The organism is Pseudoalteromonas sp. Scap03 (genome assembly GCF_013393115.1).
Classification (GTDB): Bacteria; Pseudomonadota; Gammaproteobacteria; order Enterobacterales; family Alteromonadaceae; genus Pseudoalteromonas.
Genome location: NZ_VDEU01000001.1, coordinates 1105087 through 1124467, shown reverse-complemented (window position 1 = coordinate 1124467; position 19381 = coordinate 1105087). Strand labels below are relative to the sequence as shown.

General features: G+C 39.7%; 14 protein-coding genes and 3 pseudogenes. 7 read left to right on the top strand and 10 right to left on the bottom strand.

Going from position 1 to position 19381, the window contains the following annotated elements; genetic code table 11:
• The first annotated feature begins 85 nt into the window (after window positions 1-85).
• Together yjgA and FHG08_RS19210 are read left to right on the top strand one after the other, a co-directional pair.
• Window positions 86-608, top strand: a pseudogene (yjgA, locus tag FHG08_RS05080) (ribosome biogenesis factor YjgA).
• Between the two features lie 116 nt (window positions 609-724).
• Window positions 725-862, top strand: a complete 138-nt coding sequence (locus FHG08_RS19210; RefSeq protein ID WP_256729595.1) for a hypothetical protein — start codon at window positions 725-727, stop codon at window positions 860-862.
• A gap of 1296 nt (window positions 863-2158) precedes the next feature.
• On the opposite strand, the pseudogene FHG08_RS19205 reads toward FHG08_RS19210, so the two are convergent.
• From FHG08_RS19205 to FHG08_RS05060, 3 genes and pseudogenes are all read right to left on the bottom strand, one after another.
• A pseudogene (locus FHG08_RS19205) lies at window positions 2159-2655 on the bottom strand (DUF2489 domain-containing protein).
• A 12-nt stretch (window positions 2656-2667) separates the two neighbouring features.
• Window positions 2668-3190, bottom strand: a pseudogene (locus FHG08_RS18865) (GTPase-activating protein).
• 753 nt (window positions 3191-3943) lie between these two features.
• Window positions 3944-4576, bottom strand: a complete 633-nt coding sequence (locus FHG08_RS05060; RefSeq protein ID WP_008112717.1) for a cytochrome c — start codon at window positions 4574-4576, stop codon at window positions 3944-3946.
• Between the two features lie 281 nt (window positions 4577-4857).
• On the opposite strand from FHG08_RS05060, the gene yihA reads away from it, so the two are divergent.
• A complete protein-coding gene (gene yihA, locus FHG08_RS05055; RefSeq protein WP_138607234.1) occupies window positions 4858-5499 on the top strand; it encodes a ribosome biogenesis GTP-binding protein YihA/YsxC in 642 nt (213 codons plus the stop codon).
• Here yihA and FHG08_RS05050 read toward each other — a convergent pair whose 3' ends face one another.
• The 3 genes from FHG08_RS05050 to polA all read right to left on the bottom strand — a co-directional run bounded on the left by FHG08_RS05050 (window position 5500) and on the right by polA (window position 9835).
• Window positions 5500-6018: a DUF1285 domain-containing protein gene (locus FHG08_RS05050; RefSeq protein WP_178954684.1), complete on the bottom strand. Its 519-nt coding sequence runs from the start codon at window positions 6016-6018 to the stop codon at window positions 5500-5502.
• On the bottom strand, window positions 6015-6602 hold the full coding sequence (locus FHG08_RS05045) for a YceI family protein (protein WP_055012277.1): 588 nt from the start codon (window positions 6600-6602) through the stop codon (window positions 6015-6017). Before FHG08_RS05045 ends, FHG08_RS05050 begins: the two co-directional genes overlap by 4 nt.
• A gap of 497 nt (window positions 6603-7099) precedes the next feature.
• Window positions 7100-9835 (bottom strand): DNA polymerase I, encoded by a 2736-nt coding sequence (polA, locus tag FHG08_RS05040; RefSeq protein ID WP_178954682.1) that lies wholly within the window; start codon window positions 9833-9835, stop codon window positions 7100-7102.
• A gap of 510 nt (window positions 9836-10345) precedes the next feature.
• Between polA and elbB the strand changes: the two genes are divergently transcribed.
• The 3 genes from elbB to FHG08_RS05025 all read left to right on the top strand — a co-directional run bounded on the left by elbB (window position 10346) and on the right by FHG08_RS05025 (window position 14332).
• Window positions 10346-10993, top strand: coding sequence for an isoprenoid biosynthesis glyoxalase ElbB (elbB, locus tag FHG08_RS05035; protein ID WP_010390362.1), 648 nt, complete (start codon window positions 10346-10348; stop codon window positions 10991-10993).
• A 204-nt stretch (window positions 10994-11197) separates the two neighbouring features.
• Window positions 11198-11590 carry a cytochrome c5 family protein gene (locus tag FHG08_RS05030; RefSeq protein WP_008112730.1) on the top strand — a complete coding sequence of 131 codons (393 nt, stop codon included), beginning with the start codon at window positions 11198-11200 and terminating at the stop codon, window positions 11588-11590.
• Between the two features lie 177 nt (window positions 11591-11767).
• Window positions 11768-14332, top strand: a complete 2565-nt coding sequence (locus tag FHG08_RS05025; protein WP_055012279.1) for a diguanylate cyclase domain-containing protein — start codon at window positions 11768-11770, stop codon at window positions 14330-14332.
• 13 nt (window positions 14333-14345) lie between these two features.
• Here FHG08_RS05025 and rep read toward each other — a convergent pair whose 3' ends face one another.
• Window positions 14346-16364: a DNA helicase Rep gene (gene rep, locus FHG08_RS05020; protein ID WP_010390360.1), complete on the bottom strand. Its 2019-nt coding sequence runs from the start codon at window positions 16362-16364 to the stop codon at window positions 14346-14348.
• Window positions 16365-16477: 113 nt separating this feature from the next.
• On the opposite strand from rep, the gene FHG08_RS05015 reads away from it, so the two are divergent.
• The gene (locus FHG08_RS05015; RefSeq protein ID WP_008112735.1) at window positions 16478-16741 is read left to right on the top strand and encodes an accessory factor UbiK family protein; all 264 of its coding nucleotides are present in this window, start codon (window positions 16478-16480) and stop codon (window positions 16739-16741) included.
• Window positions 16742-16789: 48 nt separating this feature from the next.
• Here the strand turns inward: FHG08_RS05015 and FHG08_RS05010 are convergent, their stop codons facing one another.
• Genes FHG08_RS05010 through FHG08_RS05000 form a run of 3 tightly spaced genes read right to left on the bottom strand, consistent with a single transcriptional unit; the run spans window position 16790 to window position 19299 of the window.
• A complete protein-coding gene (locus FHG08_RS05010; protein WP_178954680.1) occupies window positions 16790-17434 on the bottom strand; it encodes a short chain dehydrogenase in 645 nt (214 codons plus the stop codon).
• Window position 17435: 1 nt separating this feature from the next.
• On the bottom strand, window positions 17436-18101 hold the full coding sequence (gene can, locus FHG08_RS05005) for a carbonate dehydratase (RefSeq protein ID WP_008112739.1): 666 nt from the start codon (window positions 18099-18101) through the stop codon (window positions 17436-17438).
• A gap of 10 nt (window positions 18102-18111) precedes the next feature.
• Window positions 18112-19299: a methyltransferase gene (locus tag FHG08_RS05000; RefSeq protein WP_178954678.1), complete on the bottom strand. Its 1188-nt coding sequence runs from the start codon at window positions 19297-19299 to the stop codon at window positions 18112-18114.
• Between the last annotated feature and the right edge of the window lie 82 nt (window positions 19300-19381).

Here is a 19381-nt window from a genome sequence, read left to right as displayed (position 1 = left end):
CCCTCACTGCACCACATCAGCTAATAATCACTAAAAGAATCATGGCTATAATAGATAAAGTTATTTTTTTACTTAAGAGCACCCCATGGCGAGAAAAAAAGGCAAGCCTGCTGAAATTGAAGAAGAAATTATATGTATCAAAAAAGTGAACTTAGCGGCCTGAAGTTTCATCAGTTAGGGTCTGAGATTGCCAAATGGGTAAAGCAGCGCGAACGCTTACCGCTTAATGATGATTTAAAAAAGAAGCAATGGTTGTTGATAAAATTAGTAATAAAAGTGATGCATACCGCCGCCACTTAAATTACATAGCAAAGACCCTTCGTACAGTAGAAAACATTGAAGAAATTAAAGCGATCATTGATGTAATGCTTAATAAAAATAACCAAGCAGAGGTTATGATCAAAAAGATTGAGCAACTGCGCAGTGATTTAATTGAGCAAGGCGACCAGGCTTAATCCGGCGCGAAACAATTGAGGAACCAATGCCCAGCTCTTGAGCGCCAAAAAATGCGCCAACTGGTGCCTAATGCGGCCAAAGAAGTAAAAGCAGAAAAGCCTGCGAGAGGCTACAAAGAGCTATTTCAGTATTTAAAAGACGCCATAATGTAACGCAGCCACGTTACATACTAAAAAGGTGCTACGGCACCTTTTTTTGTTGTAGATCAAACCCCCTTCCCCTTTCCTTTTTTACAATACGCAGCAACTTAAAAGATAAGGTGCGCGTGATGATTAAACTTCCTCAATGGGATCAAACTTTAATAAACAAATACAATGTATCGGGTCCGCGTTACACGTCTTACCCGACTGCACTTTCGTTAGCTGACGGCTATCAGCAACAAGATTTGATTAGCGCTATTGAATGATCGCAAACCCGTGCTTTGTCTTTATATATTCACATTCCTTTTTGTGGCAGCTTTGCTTATTACTGTGGCTTAACAATAAAGTTGTGCCGCCATCAATCTAAAGCTGATGCCTACCTAGATTTTTTAGCTAAAAGAGAAATCCATTGGCACAAGCATTTCAAGACTATCCAGGTTGAGCAATTACATTTAGGAGGCAGCCTCAACCTTTTTGACACACGGCCCAAATGACTCGCTTGAGCTAAAGCTACTAGAGCAACACTTTTAACTTTTAGCCTTCCTGTGACGCAGTATAAAAATAGACCCTCGCTCACTGGCTGACAAATGTGCTGATTGACTTAAGCGAGATGGGATTTGATGGTGTTGATGTTCAGTGTTCAAGTTTTAAGCCGTCCGGGTTCAAACTAGCTGTTAACCGCCCTCCAACATGTTGATGAGGTAAAGAGCAGGTTAATTACCAAAGCAAAACAAAGATGGGCTTTTAAATCCAATTAATGCAGGATGATTTATGGCCCTGCTTACTCTCTAAACACCTGAGGTTTAATAAAACTATTAGAACATGATTTTAGTTGAATATCATGGTTTGATGTTTAATATTTACTGATCAGGTTTTTTGCTCCCAACTCATGAAATAAAGAGAATGCTGATTTGCCCAGTGTTACTTGCTTAAATGGCTCATATGTTCAAAAATACCCTAGAGCAAATGACACAGGCGGGCTATCAATTTATAGGTATGGATCACTTTGCAAGTTGATAATGAGTGGCTATTTATTGCTCAAATAGCGGCCCAAACTGTGTCGTAACTCAGTTGCACTACCATTGGAGAATGTGATTTTGAAGCTTAGGGGAGTTATGAATATTATCGCAAATAGGCACAGCCATACTACAAAATGAGAGAAGAGCTAAAACACTATTACCAAACGATCGATGAGCAAGCAGGCAGTGCCATTAATAAAGGTAATGCATTTAGCCAACTTAAAGATGACTATTCGAGCGGATGCAATTAAACAACTTATTTATAGTTTAGGCTTGATATGAGCGTATTCGCGAACAGACATAAATCAGCTTTAATGACTACTTTAAGGTGCCGGGAGGCCCGCTGCGCCATTAATTGCCCGTGAAATGAAGGTAACAATGAAAACAACCTAATTAACCGAGAGAATTTGTTATTCGTATTGTTGTGCTTTGATGCGCACTTACAAAAACAGAAATAAATGCCGCTCTTCTCACGGGTTATATAATTTTAAAAAATAGCGCGCATAAAAAAGCAGACCTGGGTCTGCTGTATACTATTAAGAACTAAGTGCTGGTTAAAACCACGTTTTCGCTGCCTTAGCAGGCTGCTTTAAACTCAACAATAATTTTTTTACGGTCGCTTCAATTTCATCACTCAGTGATTTTCTGCGCGCCAGCGTGCATTATCTTGCTTAAAAAAATTTCTTTTTTAGCGTACTTTTTGCGCGAATCGGTTGGCGTGCGCGTCGTACATTTTATAAATGCCTGGGTATGCAGTTGTTAAAGTCACGCTCAGTATCAAAACTATATTGCGACATCAGCACCCAGATACGTAAACAGCCCTCAGAGTAATCACATTGCTTTTCATTCATCGCATGTGCGATTAAATGAATACTATCGGCTAGCTTTGCATTACGTTTTAAACGCGACTGCTTAAGTTTTTGTGTTATGCGCTAATTAGCTTTGCACATTTAGCTTGTGAGCAACTGACCCGCATAAAATGCCAAGCCCGCTATAATAGCAGCACCTACAACTAAGGCTAAGATCACTGCTGTACTCATTGCGTATCCTTATTACTTATCTTCGTCGTCATCTAGCCATTCATTAGCTAGGTCGTTTGATAGGTGATGATCAAGAGGTGCTGTTGCATGCTGAGTGTCTTCCGTTCGCTTATTTCGTCTTCAATGCCTAACCACGCACTTATGGTGACGCGCTATACGGCTATTAAAGTATTTAGCATCTTTACCCGTTAGCATTTCACCTTGCTCATGACGCTCAACTAATTTAAGCAAGCGCTCATCATTTTCAAGCGCCTCTAATTCTTGCTCAGGCGTTAACTCAGGCTCAATCGCCTTTTTAAGCTCTGCTACAGGCTTAAGGTTACGTTTCATTTCGACTCTTGGTTCAGCGGCTGGGGCAACTAATGGTACTGCTTTTTACCAACACGTTTGTCTTTAGCAGCCGAACCTGTTTTTGGTGGGTGGTATAAATCAGGTGCATTACGATAGAACAGACTTGGCGCGCTGGTTTTTGTCTTCCATGCGCATTTTCTTTAAGCTTATCTTGGCCAAACGAACGAGGTCCATTTGATGGAATTTACGTGACTTTTCTTTCTACTCTTATCTTGATCAGTCTCACTTAAGAGGTTTTGAGCAGGCGCAACTCAATGGGCATCTGCCGGTGTATTTCAGCCGGGAAAGGCTAGGAAGTTTGCGTTTTAGAGGTTGGGTTTCTCTATATATACGCCAAAGCATATTTAGATGCTTTTTTAAACGGGGGGTATTGTGGCTGGGACAAATAAAAGGCGGTGAGAGAAAACATCTCTACCGCCTGCTTAATCTGAACGCCATTATGGACACTTCTCCCTTCGACTTTTTAGTCTTTATTATTTTTTTATTATTATTTCTTTTATCCATATTATTATTGTTATCTTCAGTGGCATTATTATGAGTTTTTATTATTTTCGGTCTTTTCGACACTTTTGTTATTTCCTTTAGTAACTTTCTCAGTATTCACGCTGCGATCGCAACGTTTTCCTATTTGTTATTATTGTTGCGACCAGGGTTAATTTGTTACTCGTTAATAATTTTGTTACAACTAATTTATATCTTTTTCTTGTTGTAAAACATAACAGAAAAAGGGTTAAAAAAATACAAAGTTACAATAAGTTAACTTAAAAATAAAAAATAAAGATAGGCTCCGGTCTCGTGGGCTCGGAGATGTGTATAAGAGACAGTCTTACAAGTGAAGGGGCTTTATCGGTCATTTCAGAAACAAAAAAAGCAGCCAAAGCTGCTTTTTGTCTATTTAACATTGTATTATGTTAACAATATCTAAATAAATACGACTTTAGTGTAGACCACCTAGGTATTTAGATAATGTTTCAATGTCTTTATCTGTAAGTTTCTTAGCAATATCTTGCATAACACCATTTAGGTCGTTATTACGAGTGCCATCTCTGAACTGCTCAAGTTGTGACTTGATGTATTCAGGATGTTGGAAAGAAATTTTTGGGAATTTAGCTAGTGAAGAGCCATTACCACGTGGACCATGACAAGCCGCACATGATGGAATTCCGCGTTCAGCGTCACCCGCTTTGTACAACATGGCGCCTGTTTCTTGAACATCTTTAGGTGTAGCACCTTCAGACATGTTCAAAGAAGCAAAGTAAGCAGACAAGTCTTTCATATCTTGATCGCTCAATGGCATTGCCATACCGCTCATTACTGGATTCATTCGACCTTCTTTACCGCCCGAAGTCATACCTAATTTAAATTCAGTAAGTTGTTTGTATATGTAATCTGCGTGTTGGCCTGCAATTTTTGGGTAGATGTTAACCGGCGCATTACCGTCTGGGCCGTGACAAGCCGCACACGTTGCTGATTTTTCTTTACCTGCGTTTACATCGCCATCAAATGCTGTTGCGTTGCTTGCTGACAACGCACCAAGCAATATAGTTAAAGATAGTGCTATTTTTTTCATGGTGAATTCTCTGTTTCCGACCCTGTATCATCTACAATATGGATGTTGTGATTTTTATATTCTACACGATATTAAATTCTCTGGCACGTTTTCTACACACATTAAACCTATAAATTATAGGGTTTTGAGTAAAATTAATCGCTAAGCCAGTTAAAATGTACCATCAGCAACGGTTTTACATGCTCGAAGACACTTTTTAATAGCTACTTTATAGTATAAAATACGCGCCACGGGTGAATTTGGTTTACCCAATGTTATTTTTTTTAGTTTTAGGAGAGCCTGTGCTCAAATCTCGTATCAAGTATAACACTGCGTCTTTCGTTACAAGCGCGCCAGACATCACTAAATTACCTGCTGATACGGGAATTGAAGTCGCGTTTGCCGGTCGCTCAAATGCAGGTAAATCAAGTGCGCTTAATGCCCTTACCGATCAAAAGTTAGCACGTACTAGTAAAACACCTGGCCGTACTCAGCTGATCAACACATTTGAACTTGCCGATGTAGATAACATGCGCCTAATTGACCTACCAGGTTATGGCTTTGCGAAAGTGCCAATTGAAATGAAAAAGAAATGGCAAAAGTCGCTAGGCGAATACCTACAAAAACGTCAAAGCTTAAAAGGTATTGTGGTGTTGATGGATATTCGTCACCCATTAAAAGATTTAGACCGTGATTTAATTAATTGGGCTGTAGGTAGTGAAATTCCAGTATTGGCACTATTAACTAAAGCAGATAAGCTCAAGCAAGGTCCACGTAAATCACAGGTACTTAGTGTTCGTCGTGAATTGAGTGAATTAGATGGCGATATAACAGTTCATGCTTTTTCATCACTTAAAGGCACAGGCTTACCAGAAGTCGCTAAAAAGTTAGATGAGTGGTACTTAGGTCCAATCGTAGCAATTCCACCTGCTGACACAGAGTAATTACCCTAAATAAAACCGCTCATTCGCGGAGGTAATAAAATAGCCGAGCTCATCAGTTTCGGCTATTTCAGCCCACTGATAAAACACATTTCTGGCAACTCGCGCAAAACAACCATAGGGTAATTGCATATAAGGCACTGCAGCGGCTTTGTAATTATTAATATGTAGCAGCTCAGCACGACTTAGTAGCCAGGTACGCTGTAGGTTATCAATACAACAAATAACATCACCATCAGAGGTCGACTCACGATGCCAACTTACAATAATAAATGGCGCATCCTTAACCTCAATCGCAATTTTCTCTACTGGCGTTTTTAAATAAAACTGTCCATCTTCGCGACACAACACACTAGCAAACAGCTTTATCATGGCTTGGCGGGTAATTTCACTACCCGCATAAAACCATTTACCTTGTTCGTCAATCAGCAGTGGCAATTGCCCGCAATGAGCAGGCTGCCATTGTTCAAAAGGTTTACTTGGCTCGCTTAGTTGCTTACTAAGTTCGTTAAGAGAAATCACTGTTTTTTAAAGGTCAGTGCAAAAGTAACCGGTACCGCAGTAGCAATCGAAGGTAAGCCGGCTAGTTTTTGTAACTGCATTATCCCTTCGGTGACTTTAAAGTCATCGCTATTAATAATGATAGGTGTAAATGATGCTACGCTTAAATCCCCGTTTTCCGCACTACTAACAAGTACATCAACTGCAAGTGGCTTTTTATGACCGTGAAAGTCTAGCTCGGCGCTAACACCTTTTAATACGTACTGACCAGGCTGCTTAATAAGTGACAATTTATCAGATAAGTCAGCGGTTAATACTGCATTTGCAAATGTGTCAGATTCAAACAAAATTTTGCTTAGGCGCTCGTTACGAATAGGAATAAACGTTTCAGCTGAGGTTAAATCAACATTTACGCTAAACTGACCTTGCTCACTCAATTGCCCTGATAACTGAGTAAAATGGCTTGCCTCAGCAATGCTATTTTTTTTAATTGAGACAAAACTTAATTGGCTTTTATCGTTGAGTAACTGCCAGTTTGCCGATGCAACACCTGAAACTAGTAAACATGATAAAGATAAACCTGCTACAGCTAACGTTTTAAACATAATGTACTCCTAAAATAAAAGATTTATACCCGAAAAAATAATACTTTGATCAGTCAAATTGAAAATCACTAATACGCTGAGTTAAAAAGAAAACGCACAGTAAACTGATGGTATCACTTGAAACGCTAAGTGCAATTAGAGAATAAATTTAACGCTTAGGAGTAAAGCTATAAAAAAACGGCCCATCAAATATATGATAGGCCGATATAGCAAACTGGGGAGAAGCTATCAATACGTTGCATCTTACGATGCATCATCAACAGGATGTCCTACAGGATGAGGACGGGCGGCACTTTACCAAAAGCAAGCGTAAAAATACAAGCATATTATCGATATTCGAAGCGAATTGACGAACCTCTAACGATTTAATACAAACTGCTGTTTAATTTAACTTTTTTTTAACCTGCAAGCTAAAAGAAAAGCGCCTATTGGCGCTTTTAAATAATTCTTTTTAACTGTTGTGTTTACCTAAGACAAGGCATCCTTGGCATACCAAATTAGTGCGCTTGTTCCCAGTTATCACCTTCGTCAGCTTCAACTATAAGTGGTACATCTAGCTGTGCCGCTTGTGACATCAGCTCACAAATTTGCTGAGTGTATTGCTCTGTGCACTCTGTTTTAATCTCAAATACCAATTCATCGTGTACCTGCATAAGTAGCTTAACCGTATTAGGCGCTTGCTGATTAACCCATGCATGTACTGTTAACATGGCTTTTTTAATAATATCAGCAGCAGTGCCTTGCATAGGGCCATTAATTGCTGCGCGCTCAGCGCCTTTGCGGCGTGCTCCATTGCGGGCATTTATTTCTGGTAAATGTAAACGGCGGCCAAAAATAGTTTCTACGTAACCATTTTCTGCTGCTTTTTCACGGGTTGTTTCCATGTATTCTAAAACACCTGGGAAGCGCTCAAAATATTTATCAATATAATGCTGCGCTTCATGGCGTGGTACATCAAGTTGACGTGCCAAACCAAATGCCGACATGCCATAAATTAAGCCAAAGTTAACGGCTTTAGCTTTACGGCGCATATCAGATGTAACCTCTTCAAGCTCAACTCCAAATACCTCAGCAGCTGTAGCGCTATGCACATCTAAGCCATTTGCAAAGGCATTGAGCAAGCCTTTATCTTGTGAAAGATGCGCCATAATACGCAGCTCTATTTGGCTGTAATCGGCCGCCACAATTTTATATCCATCGGCAGCAATAAAGGCTTCACGAATACGGCGCCCTTCTTCTGAGCGAATAGGAATATTTTGTAGGTTAGGATCGCTTGAACTTAATCGACCCGTTGCTGTTACCGCTTGATGATAAGAAGTATGCACACGCTTGGTTTGCTCATTCACGATCAGTGGCAATTTATCTGTGTAAGTTGATTTAAGCTTAGATAAACCGCGATGCTCAATAATCACTTTAGGCAATGGGTAATCGTGTGCTAATTCTTGCAGTACTTCTTCTGCTGTAGAAGGCGCGCCTTTGGGTGTTTTTTTGATAACGGGCAATTCTAGCTTTTCAAATAACAGTACTTGTAATTGCTTTGGCGAGCTTAAGTTAAACGGTTCGCCTGCGATTTCAAACGCTTCTTTTTCAAGCTCAAGTAACCGTTCACCTAAGCGTTGGCTATGCGTGGCCAACATATTGCTGTCGATAGCAACACCGGTGCGCTCAATGTCAGAAATAACGCTTACTAGTGGCATTTCTATATTTTCAAATACCGATTTAAGCTTTTCATCCGCTTCAAGTTTCGGCCATAGTACTTGGTGTAAACGCAAAGTAATATCGGCATCTTCTGCGGCATAAGGCGCCGCTTTTTCAAGTTCAATTTGATTGAACGTGAGCTGCTTTTTACCTTTACCAGCAATGTCTTCAAAGCTAATATTTTTGTGGCCTAAATATTTAAGTGCTAATGAGTCCATATCATGACGAGTACCTACGCTGTTAAAAACATAAGACTCCAACATAGTATCAAACTTAATACCATTTAATTCATAGCCAGCATTGGCAAGCACACTTTTATCATATTTTAAATTTTGACCAACTTTAGCTTTATTTTCGTCAGCTAATATTGGCCCAAGCTTTTGCATCACAAATTCAAGGCTTAGCTGTTCAGGCGCACCTGGGTAATCATGTGCAACCGGTAAGTAGGCGGCTTCCCCTGCTTTTACTGCGAAGCTCATCCCTACCAACTGCGCTTTCATATACTCTAAACTGGTTGTTTCAGTATCAAAAGCAAATAGCTCAGCTTCATTGAGCTGCTCTATCAATGTATTAAATTGGGCCTCAGTTAAAATCGTTTCATAGTGCGCATCTTCAACTTTTGGCAACTCATTCTCTTGGGTTGGGACCGCTAAATGTGTGTCAGCATCTTTTGGATTGTCTAGTAATTCAGCTAACCAGCGACGGAACTCGCACTCACCATATAATGCAATTAATTCGTCTTTATTCGGTGTTTGCAATTTAAAAGTATCAAGATCGGATTCAACCTCCACATCACACTTAATAGTGGCAAGTTCATAGCTCAATGGTAAATGATCAATCGCTTTTGCAAGCTTTTCACCTATTTTACCTTTGATATCAGCAGCATTATCAATTACGCCCTGAAGCGATCCGTACTTTTGTAACCATTTAACCGCTGTTTTAGGCCCGCACCCTTCAACGCCTGGAATATTATCTACTTTATCGCCCATTAAGGCTAAATAATCGATAATAAGTTCAGGTCCAACACCAAACTTTTCAACCACAGTGTCGGGATCTGAAATACTGTCGGTCATGGTATTGATCAAGGTGACATGCTCATTAACCAACTGTGCCATATCTTTATCACCAGTTGATACCAGTACATGGCGTTGTTGCTCAGAAGCAATGCGCGCAAATGTACCAATCACGTCATCGGCTTCTACACCTTCAATACTAATTAATGGAAAGCCCATCGCTTTAATAATGCTATGTAGCGGCGCTATTTGGGTACGCAGATCATCAGGCATTGGCGGACGATTCGCTTTATACTCGCTGTACATGTCATTTCTAAAAGTTTTACCTTTGGCATCAAACACCACTACCATATGTGAAGGATCGTATTGTTTGATCAAACTTTTCAACATGTTTACCACGCCATAAATGGCGCCAGTGGCTTCACCTTTAGAATTAGTTAAATGAGGTGGAGAATGATAAGCACGAAACAAATATGAAGAGCCATCAACAAGAATAAGCGGGTTTTCGGGGATCTGAGCCATGGTAAAATTGGATCCTAAATACAAAAAAGTAATATAAGTATAAGCATGCCATAAGGCAGTAAATAAAACGACTGTGAATTAATGTGATTAAGAGCGCTACATTTTTAGCAACTTGTGGATAACTATGTAGATAACACCCACAAACCATCCATCCGAAACATAGCAAAATGCTTAGATTAGTTTGTAATTTATTGTTTTGTTTAAAAAAAGATAATTCGAGGTTCTTTTTTATTATTCTTCTATCAATGTGGAAAAGGCATTTAAACCGTTACTGGTGTTGTAACCCACTTTGATTATTTACGTCCATTTAAATAACTGGATGAGCATTCTAGCATAATGGATCAAAGATCATAGCGATCCTTTATAATTTTTTTTACCCTTACTAGTTATCAAATGGCATATAGCGCATAACAACTTACTTTGCGGCTAAAAAACCAGCAAATAAATTTTTAGATAGGCTGATTCGTCGTGTTAAACTTTATTAAAATGACTTCAATGGAGCAAAATAATATGAAAAATATAGCGGTAATTTTAGCAGGTTGTGGCGTATTTGATGGCAGTGAAATTAATGAAGTAGTGCTTACTTTATTACACATTGAAAAAAACAACGCGAAATATCAGTGTTTTGCACCCGATATTACGCAGTACCATACTCTTAATCACATTACTGGTGAAGAAATGGCAGAGTCGCGTAATGTATTAGTGGAATCGGCTCGAATCACCCGTGGCAATATAAAGTCACTCGCTGAATTAGACATTACACAATTTGACGCTTTAATTATTCCTGGCGGCTTTGGTGTAGCTAAAAACTTATCTGACTTTGCTATTAATGGCACTAACGCGAAAGTAAATGACGAAGTACTGAGCGCTTGTAAAGCATTTGCAAAAGCAAATAAAGCCACCGGTTATATGTGTATTGCACCCGCTTTATTGCCATTCATTTATAATAAACCACAGCTCACTATTGGTAATGATAGCGACACGGCCGATGCTTTAACCACATTAGGCGCTGAGCATATTGAGTGTAAAGTGGATGATATTGTTATTGATAAAAATAATAAGCTGGTTACAACACCTGCTTATATGTTGGCACAATCAATTATGGATGCCGATGCAGGAATCGAAAAACTAGTACGTAACGTATTGGCCATTAGCTAATTATTAGGGTTCTGATCGCATTTAGATGTCTAATGATCCCGTTTTATTTAGGTAATTTATTGAGTTAAGACAATCATTAGTCGTATTTATAAATAAAATCGACTCTGAGCATTTTATAAATCACTGAGTGGAGTTATAATTGGTCTAAATTCCGTCATTTAAAATCGTGATTGATCACGTTCAAATTGAAGTGGGCAAGGCAAAATGAAAAAACTATCAGCTGCAGCATTACTTGTGCTAGCAACCACCGCATACGCACAGCCATATGATAACTCTATGACTGAAGATGCAATTAAAAAACGTTTAGCGCCTATTGGTGCTGTTTACCTTGAAGGTGAGAAAGTAGCGGTTGCTGCACCAACAGGTCCTCGTTCAGGCGAGCAAGTATATCAAGCAGCCTGTTTTGCTTGTCACGGCACAGGTGCTTTAGGCGCTCCTAAATCAGCTGACGATTGGGCTCCTCGTATCGCTAAAGGAAAAGACACCTTATTAGATCATGCGATCAATGGCTTTAATGCCATGCCACCGCGTGGAACGTGTATGGATTGTTCTGATGATGAAATAAGCGCAGCAATCGATTTCATGACCGCTAACTAAAATTAGCCAAGTCAAAATGCTTTAAATAAAAGGTTTACGTTTTAGTAAGCCTTTTTTGTTTCTAATTCATGAGTTTTAGCTACATAATTAAGAAAAATATCTACTTGACGCAAAATGTTAAAAGTGGAACTATAATGATTAATAACTATACAAAAAATTATAACTGGTTAAACATCATTGGAAGATAAACTTATTGTACCTAATAGCGTAGTGCGTCAAAATAAACGACTAAAAGCACTATTAAAAAAGTACAAACATGCCTACCACCTCCACAATGCCCTGATACAATTATCAGAGCAAGCAAGTACTGTTGCCGAGCTAACCTTACTTTACCCTGCTATTCATGACATTTTACAAAAGTATGTTCCGAGTAAAAGCTTTTATGTGGTGCTGGTTGATCCCCAGTCACAACAGTTAGAATTATCTTATTTTTCTGATGAAAAAGATGGCATTGCAGTACCACTTAATCGAGATAATAATTTTGAAGAAGGCGCAACGGGTTATGTCTTCAAGCAAGGGAAAACCACTTACTTTACCAAACAGCAAATGCATGATGCTGCCCAGCAAGGCTTATTTAAAGCATTGGGTACACCTGCAGAACACTGGGTAGGCGTTCCCGTTTATCAAGAAAGAAACATTATTGGTGTGTTAGCCGCGCAAAGTTACGACACAGAACAAGGTTACAGTTCTCAACAAATAAACCTGCTTGAGGCCATGTCACTCTATTTAGCCACCGCAATTGAACGGGTTAAAAAACGAGAGTTACTCGAATCAGAAGTAAAATTAAGAACCCGAGCATTAACGCAAAGTAATGACGCTTTAAATGTTGAAATACAACAGCGAAAAGGTGCCCTGCAACGCCAGCAAATATTATTCAAAATTTCAGAGCTGACAACCCAAGCCAAAAATTTAGATGATGCTTATTTTCAAATACACGAAATAATAAAAACCATTACTTACGCAAAAAACCTTTATATTGCCTTGTATGATAAAGAATCAGGTTGGATCAGTTTTCCCTACAGTGTCGATGAATTCCAAGGCAGCACTCAACCACGGCGCTTTGCAAAAGGCTACAGTGAACTGGTTATAAGCACCGAAGAAACACAAATAATTCATCCGCAAAGAGCACAAGAGTTATTAAATAGTGGCATTGTAGAGCGTGAAAAACCAATTGATGAATCCAAGAGAGCCACCAGCTGGCTAGGCGCTCCGCTAAAAACTTCGCAAGGCGTTATAGGGTTAATTGTTTGCCAAGCTTATAATAATGAACACCTTTTTACACATGATGATGCAGAGCTAATCACCTTTGTATCGCATCAAATTGCCACGGTATTACAAACAAAATTAGCTTCACAGGCACTAAAAAAGAGCCACCAAGAACTTGCCTCACGAGTTAATGAAAAAACTAAAGAATTGAGCCAAGCAAATTTACATTTGCAAATGCAAATTGATGAACGTAAAAAAATAGAACAACAACTTTATCACGATGCTCACCATGACTCACTAACAGGCTTACCAAATCGGAATTTATTTTTAACTCAACTAGAAAAAACCCTGCAATATTATCAACGCAATCCAAATGAGCACTTTGCTGTATTGTTTATTGACCTTGATAAGTTTAAAGATATCAATGATCAGCTCGGGCATCATGCCGGCGATGAGTTTTTAATTAGTGTTAGTAAATTATTCTCACAATGTATTCGTGAACATGACTTATTAGCGCGTTTAGGCGGAGATGAGTTTGTAGTATTACTGACCCACCTGACTGAGCCAAACCAGGCAGAAGATGTTGCCAATCGCATAATTAAAATTATGCAAAAGCCGTTTTGTACTAAAGGCGTTTGTGTACAAAGTGGTGCCAGTATTGGGATTACCTATTCAAAGCAAAGCTATAAACATACCGATGAAATCATTCGCGACGCCGATGCTGCTATGTATTATGCTAAAAATTCAGGTAAAAACCGCTTTGAGTTATTTCATCCACTGCTCACTGAGCCTATGTTGCAACATGAGTCACAAACATTACATCACCTTGATGTATTGCCTATGACGTTTCGTAGCTCAGATATTATCACCTTGGATGAGCATTATCAGAGTGCATCGTTATTTGAGGCTTTTGGTGAACACCCAGTCCTTGGCTTTACCAGTTTTGATATTTTAAAGAAATTTGCGAATGATAAAGAACAACATACCAAAGTTGAACTACAACTCATCCAACAAGCTTACCAACAAGCACAAAATGCAGAGATAGCCGTTGCGCTATTGCCTTGCTCCAGTTTACTGTTAGAAGAGCATGAATTTTCTTTACTAAAAGCTACACTAAAACAACCGGTAAACAATGAACAGCTTTGCTTGTTGTTTGATGAGCAGGAGCTGCGTTATGCCAGCGCACAGCAATTAGAGAACTTAAAACAGCTTAAAAAACTCGGTCATTCGATTGGCTTAAACAATTTCGCAAAAGACAAATGCGAGCTTAATTTGGTGACTGAAGTAGAGTGTGATTATTTACTCCTTAGCTCCACCTTCAGTAAACGAGTATTACAACAAGAAAGCTACGATTTACAGTTGCAGGGGGTGTTGGCTATTACTAAGCTTAAACAGATAAAAGTGATAGCTAAAGGCCCATCAATATTAAACTTTAGAGCTCTTTTAGATAAACACGGCATAAACCTATTCGTTGCTAAACAGCACCCACTAACCAGCGCTATACCAGCTACACTTAAAAACTCAGAATTAAAATAGCGCTAAACACATCTTATTGTGGCTTTTTCAGCATTGCTCTTAAATTTGCAACCCGAGCTTGGCCTTTTTCCATACGTTCAGCTTGGGTGTTAGGCGCTTTTTTGTTTTCAAAGGCTAAGTCATCTTGCGGTAACTCTTGCACAAATCGACTGAGCTCTGTTTGTGATGTTTCACCAAACTGACGGCGGATTTTAGCATAGGTTAAAGTCAGCTCTTGTTGCGCGCGGGTAATACCTACATAGGCAAGACGGCGCTCTTCATCCACATTATCTTCATCAATGCTTACTTGATGTGGCAACAATCCTTCTTCCATACCGACCATAAATACATAGGGGTACTCGAGTCCTTTTGAGGCATGCAAAGTTAATAATTGCACGGCATCAGCTTCATCTTCTTCTTCGTTTCGCTCTAGCATGTCCCGAAGGGTCAATTTACTAACTACTTCAGCCAGTGTCATTGGCGGATTATCGGCATCGCCTGTTAACATGTCTGTTATCCAGCGATACAGCTCGGACACATTTTTCATCCGCATTTCAGCGGCTTTGGCACTAGGCGATGATTCATACAAGTAAGCTTCGTAATTAATATTACGCACTAAATCCTTCACCGCCTCCAGTGTATCACTGCGCACTGCGTTATCTGAAAGCTCAACCACCCACCGGGCAAACCCAGCTAGTGCATTTAAACCACGTCCTTTTAGTCTGTATCCTAAGTCGTTATCAAAGCAGGTCGCAAATAAGCTTTGGTGTTTTTCATTAGCTAAGGTGCCAAGCTTTTCAAGCGTGACTGTACCAATTTCACGACGTGGGGTATTCACAATTCTTAAAAAAGCATTGTCATCATCTTGATTCACTAAAAGACGTAAGTAAGCCATGATATCTTTAATTTCAGAACGTGAAAAAAACGACATTCCACCACTAATTTTATACGGGATTCGGTTACTCATTAACGACTTTTCAAAGCCCCGCGCTTGATGGTTACCCCGGTACAAAATAGCGTAATCTTTATAGCTGGTGCGTTTCATAAATTTATGAGAAATAATCTCTGCGACCACACGTTCTGATTCATGTTCTTCATCACGACAGCCAATGACTTTAATTTGCTCACCATAGCCCAACTCACTAAAGAGCTTTTTTTCAAACTCATGGGGGTTATTTGCAATTAAGATATTGGCCGCTTTAAGAATGCGCCCAGCACTACGATAGTTCTGTTCTAGTTTTATTAATCGAAGCCCAGGGTAATCTTTACTTAATAACACCAAGTTTTGTGGACGAGCACCACGCCAAGAGTAAATTGACTGATCGTCATCTCCCACCACAGTAAAGCGTGCTCGTTCGCCTACCAGCAATTTCACTAATTGATATTGGCTGGTATTGGTATCTTGATATTCATCCACCAGTAAATAACGAAAACGCTGCTGCCATCGCTCACGTGATGTGGCATTACTACTTAAAAGCAGCGTGGGGATCATAATTAAATCATCAAAATCCAGCGCGTTATACGCTCTTAATTGATTTTGATAACGCGCATACAACTGAGCAAACAATGCCTTTTGCGGCTCTCTGGCTTCGCGAATAGCTTGTTCTGGTAAAATAAGCTCATTCTTCCAACTACCAATTTGCATTTTAAGTAGATTTAGTAAGTCTTTGTCTTTTTTAAGCTCGTCTTCGGTTAAATCACCGAGTAATTGATTCGTATCTTGGTCGTCAAACAACGAAAAACCGGGTTTAAAACCCAGTGTTTTTAACTCTTTTTTAATGATTTCAAGCCCAAGCGTATGAAAGGTAGACACCCATAAACCTTTAGACTCTTGTTTTCCCAAGGTTTGCAAAACCCGCTCGCGCATTTCTTTAGCCGCTTTATTGGTAAAGGTAACCGCCGCAATATTACGCGCTTGATACTCACATTTTTGTACTAAGTAAGCAATTTTGTTGGTGATAACTCGCGTTTTACCCGAGCCTGCGCCGGCTAATACTAAGCAAGGACCACTAATGTACTTTACCGCTTCATCTTGTTTAGGATTGAGTTTCATAACGACCAGCTGATTGCAAAAAGACGGGCAATTTTAACGTAATCACTACAATACGCCTAGCCAATAAGGTAATATTAGTTATTATCATTTTAGGCAACAGGCAAGGGACGACTATGATTAACCCAGCAAAACTTGAAGAAATTGCGAAACAGATCACTAATAACATGCCACAAGGTGTAAAAAACCTGGCTGACACACTTGAAGGTAAAACTAAGCAAGTGTTACAAAATAAGCTTGCCGAAATGGACTTTGTAAGCCGTGAAGAGTTTGATATTCAAAGCCAAGTGCTGATCCGCACACGTGAAAAGCTAACTGAATTAGAAGCAAAAGTGGCAATACTTGAACAGCAATTATCGGCAAAAACAGACGCTGAATAATAAATATAACGCCATAGACGAACCTGCTTTATGGCGCTAATCACTCAGTTATTCAAATAGCTCGTCCAGCACATAATAACCCGTTGCTTGTTGCTGCTCTATGCTTACCCTCAGCAATTTATTAGCTACTTGCTCACCGGTAATGGGTCTATACCGTTTGAGGATACCAAAACGCGTTAGCAGTGGAAGTACCACCTCACCTAGCTTTTCTGCAATTCTAAGCTCTGAACGCTCGCCGACTAATAAAGACGGTTGCAATATACTCAAGCGTGCAAAGCCAAGCTGCTTCACCTGCTGCTCAAGCTCTCCTTTTATTTTTAAATAACGGCTCATACTATGCGCATTTGCGCCACTTGACGATACCAAACAATAATGCGGAACAGCGTTATTGGCCGCCATTTGCGCACAAATAAATTGGTATTCAAAATCAACTTTACGTTGTGCAGCCACACTGCCCGCTTGCTTTAATGTGGTCCCTAAGCAAGAAAAGAATACGTCACCTTTGAACAATTCAACATGATGCGTCAAATTTTCAAAATCAATAACATGGCTAATTAATTTAGGATGAGAAAAATCTAATTGGCGGCGCGATAAACTCACTACCTTTGAATAGCAAGAAGATGCTAACAGCTGTTGTAATAACTGGCTGCCAACTAAGCCGGTACTGCCGATTATTAGCGCCGTTTTGGCCATATTAAAGGTGACTGTCCGCAGATTTATTTAGTACATGGTGTACTGCTTTTTTATAGCTTTCACACTCTTCTTCAGCACAACTAACTACCGATTCTAAGTCATGCAAATGACCATTTTCTAAGCCATATACCCAACCATGCACCGTGAGTTCCTGGCCTCTTAACCATGCATCTTGAACAATGCTAGTGCGAGATACGTTACGCACTTGCTCAATCACATTAAGCTCTATTAAACGATCAAGACGTTGTTTTTCTGGCAGAGCATTAAGTTGCTCTAGGTGTTTTTCTTTTACATCACCAACGTGGCGGAGCCAGTTATCAATAAAGCCAAAGCGGTCCTCGTTTAGTACCGCTTGCACACCACCACAACCGTAGTGGCCAACAACCATAATATGTTTTACTTTTAATACTTCGACCGCGTACTGCATAACCGATAAACAATTATGATCGGTATGTACAACCACGTTGGCAACATTACGGTGCACAAATAACTCACCCGGTAATAAATCAACAATTTGATTAGCTGGCACCCGTGAATCAGAGCAACCTATCCATAAGTATTCTGGGTTTTGTTGCATCGATAAAATTTTGAAAAATTCAGGGTTCGCTTCGCTCGTTCTAGATGCCCAGCGTTTATTATTTTCTAGTAAGTTATTTAAATTTCTCATTACATCTCTTTTAGGTTGAGGGCGTTTTTAAACTGGCTAAAATTAAAATATTACGGGGTGTTAATTGCTTCTCACAAAATGTATTAACACTGACGTCATAGCCTTGCTGCTGCAAATATAAAGCACGATCGAGCACAAGCCAAACTTCTATTGCTCTTCTAAACACATGTCGAACCAGTTCAACTCGCTCTGTTACTTTTTTTCGCGCCTGCCCAATCAATAAAAACTTATTGTAATCAATATCTTTTGGCAGTTTTAAGGCTTTTTTGTCTGCCGCCCAGTTACAAAATGCTGCAAACGAATCTGAAAATATCGCTTTATTCACTGAAGGGACGCTGACATACCCTAACTCACCAGTAAGTGACTTTCTTAAGGCATCAAATCCGAGTCGCCACTCCACTTCTGTTTTTCGCACTTTGCCTACTCGCGAAGGAGCTGTAACAGTTTCTTGCAGGGCGAGCTTTAAATCTCTGTGAGTTAAGTTTAATCGACTTTGCTGAGCATGCTCGCTCATCGCTTGGTAATTATTATCAGTAAATAAATGATAACAACAAGGTGAAAAGCTAATTTGTGGTACTTTTGCTGCACTGGCTTGATGCATAAAAGTTTGGTGTAACGCACCGCAGGCATGCAAAGCGACGGCATGAGTGTGTGGGCTAAAAAAATCCTGAATGCTATCCTTAAGTACATCGGCTTGGCTAAATTGTATTGCAAGTCCCTGCTGCTGTGCACTTTTTTTCCCTTGTTCACACAAATGAGATTGTAGCTCAACGCTGTGTACACTCTGCGCACCATTAAAAGCTAACATTCGCCCTAAATGGCCTTTACCTGCACACCACTCTAATACAGGCTGATTACTAGTGGGCAATGCGCCAACAAAATCTTGTAGCTGAGTAAACTTTCGACCTTTAATACCATTACTGATCCAAAATGGGTACTCCTTCCGAGTGTTGGTAATGGCAGGTAATGAAACTAATCGGCTAAGTTGCTCAACAGCGGGAATATAGGATGAAAAAAACTGATAGAGCTGCTCTTGATCAGAGTCTAATTCAGCAACCGCCTGATCGGATAAAGCGCTCAAAGGAGCATGTAATTCAGGCCAAGGTAAAGCGTCAAAATCAAATGCAGTACACTGCCAATACAAGCGAGTATTCATTAGCAAAGAGTTGAGGGCAGAAAATTGCTCAGTTAAGGTCATAACAGCTTAGGATATAAAAAAGACGCTTAATTATACCAGCACAATAGCACCTAATTAAGCGGTTATTTTTTTAACCTCGCAG

Bases quoted from the DNA above. Each gene is read 5' to 3' on its own strand.
- FHG08_RS19210 (WP_256729595.1), top strand. From the start codon at position 725: ATGATTAAACTTCCTCAATGGGATCAAACTTTAATAAACAAATACAAT.
- FHG08_RS05060 (WP_008112717.1), bottom strand. From the start codon at position 4,576: ATGAAAAAAATAGCACTATCTTTAACTATATTGCTTGGTGCGTTGTCA.
- FHG08_RS05045 (WP_055012277.1), bottom strand. From the start codon at position 6,602: ATGTTTAAAACGTTAGCTGTAGCAGGTTTATCTTTATCATGTTTACTA.
- polA (WP_178954682.1), bottom strand. From the start codon at position 9,835: ATGGCTCAGATCCCCGAAAACCCGCTTATTCTTGTTGATGGCTCTTCA.
- elbB (WP_010390362.1), top strand. From the start codon at position 10,346: ATGAAAAATATAGCGGTAATTTTAGCAGGTTGTGGCGTATTTGATGGC.
- FHG08_RS05030 (WP_008112730.1), top strand. From the start codon at position 11,198: ATGAAAAAACTATCAGCTGCAGCATTACTTGTGCTAGCAACCACCGCA.
- rep (WP_010390360.1), bottom strand. From the start codon at position 16,364: ATGAAACTCAATCCTAAACAAGATGAAGCGGTAAAGTACATTAGTGGT.
- FHG08_RS05015 (WP_008112735.1), top strand. From the start codon at position 16,478: ATGATTAACCCAGCAAAACTTGAAGAAATTGCGAAACAGATCACTAAT.
- FHG08_RS05010 (WP_178954680.1), bottom strand. From the start codon at position 17,434: ATGGCCAAAACGGCGCTAATAATCGGCAGTACCGGCTTAGTTGGCAGC.
- can (WP_008112739.1), bottom strand. From the start codon at position 18,101: ATGAGAAATTTAAATAACTTACTAGAAAATAATAAACGCTGGGCATCT.
- FHG08_RS05000 (WP_178954678.1), bottom strand. From the start codon at position 19,299: ATGACCTTAACTGAGCAATTTTCTGCCCTCAACTCTTTGCTAATGAAT.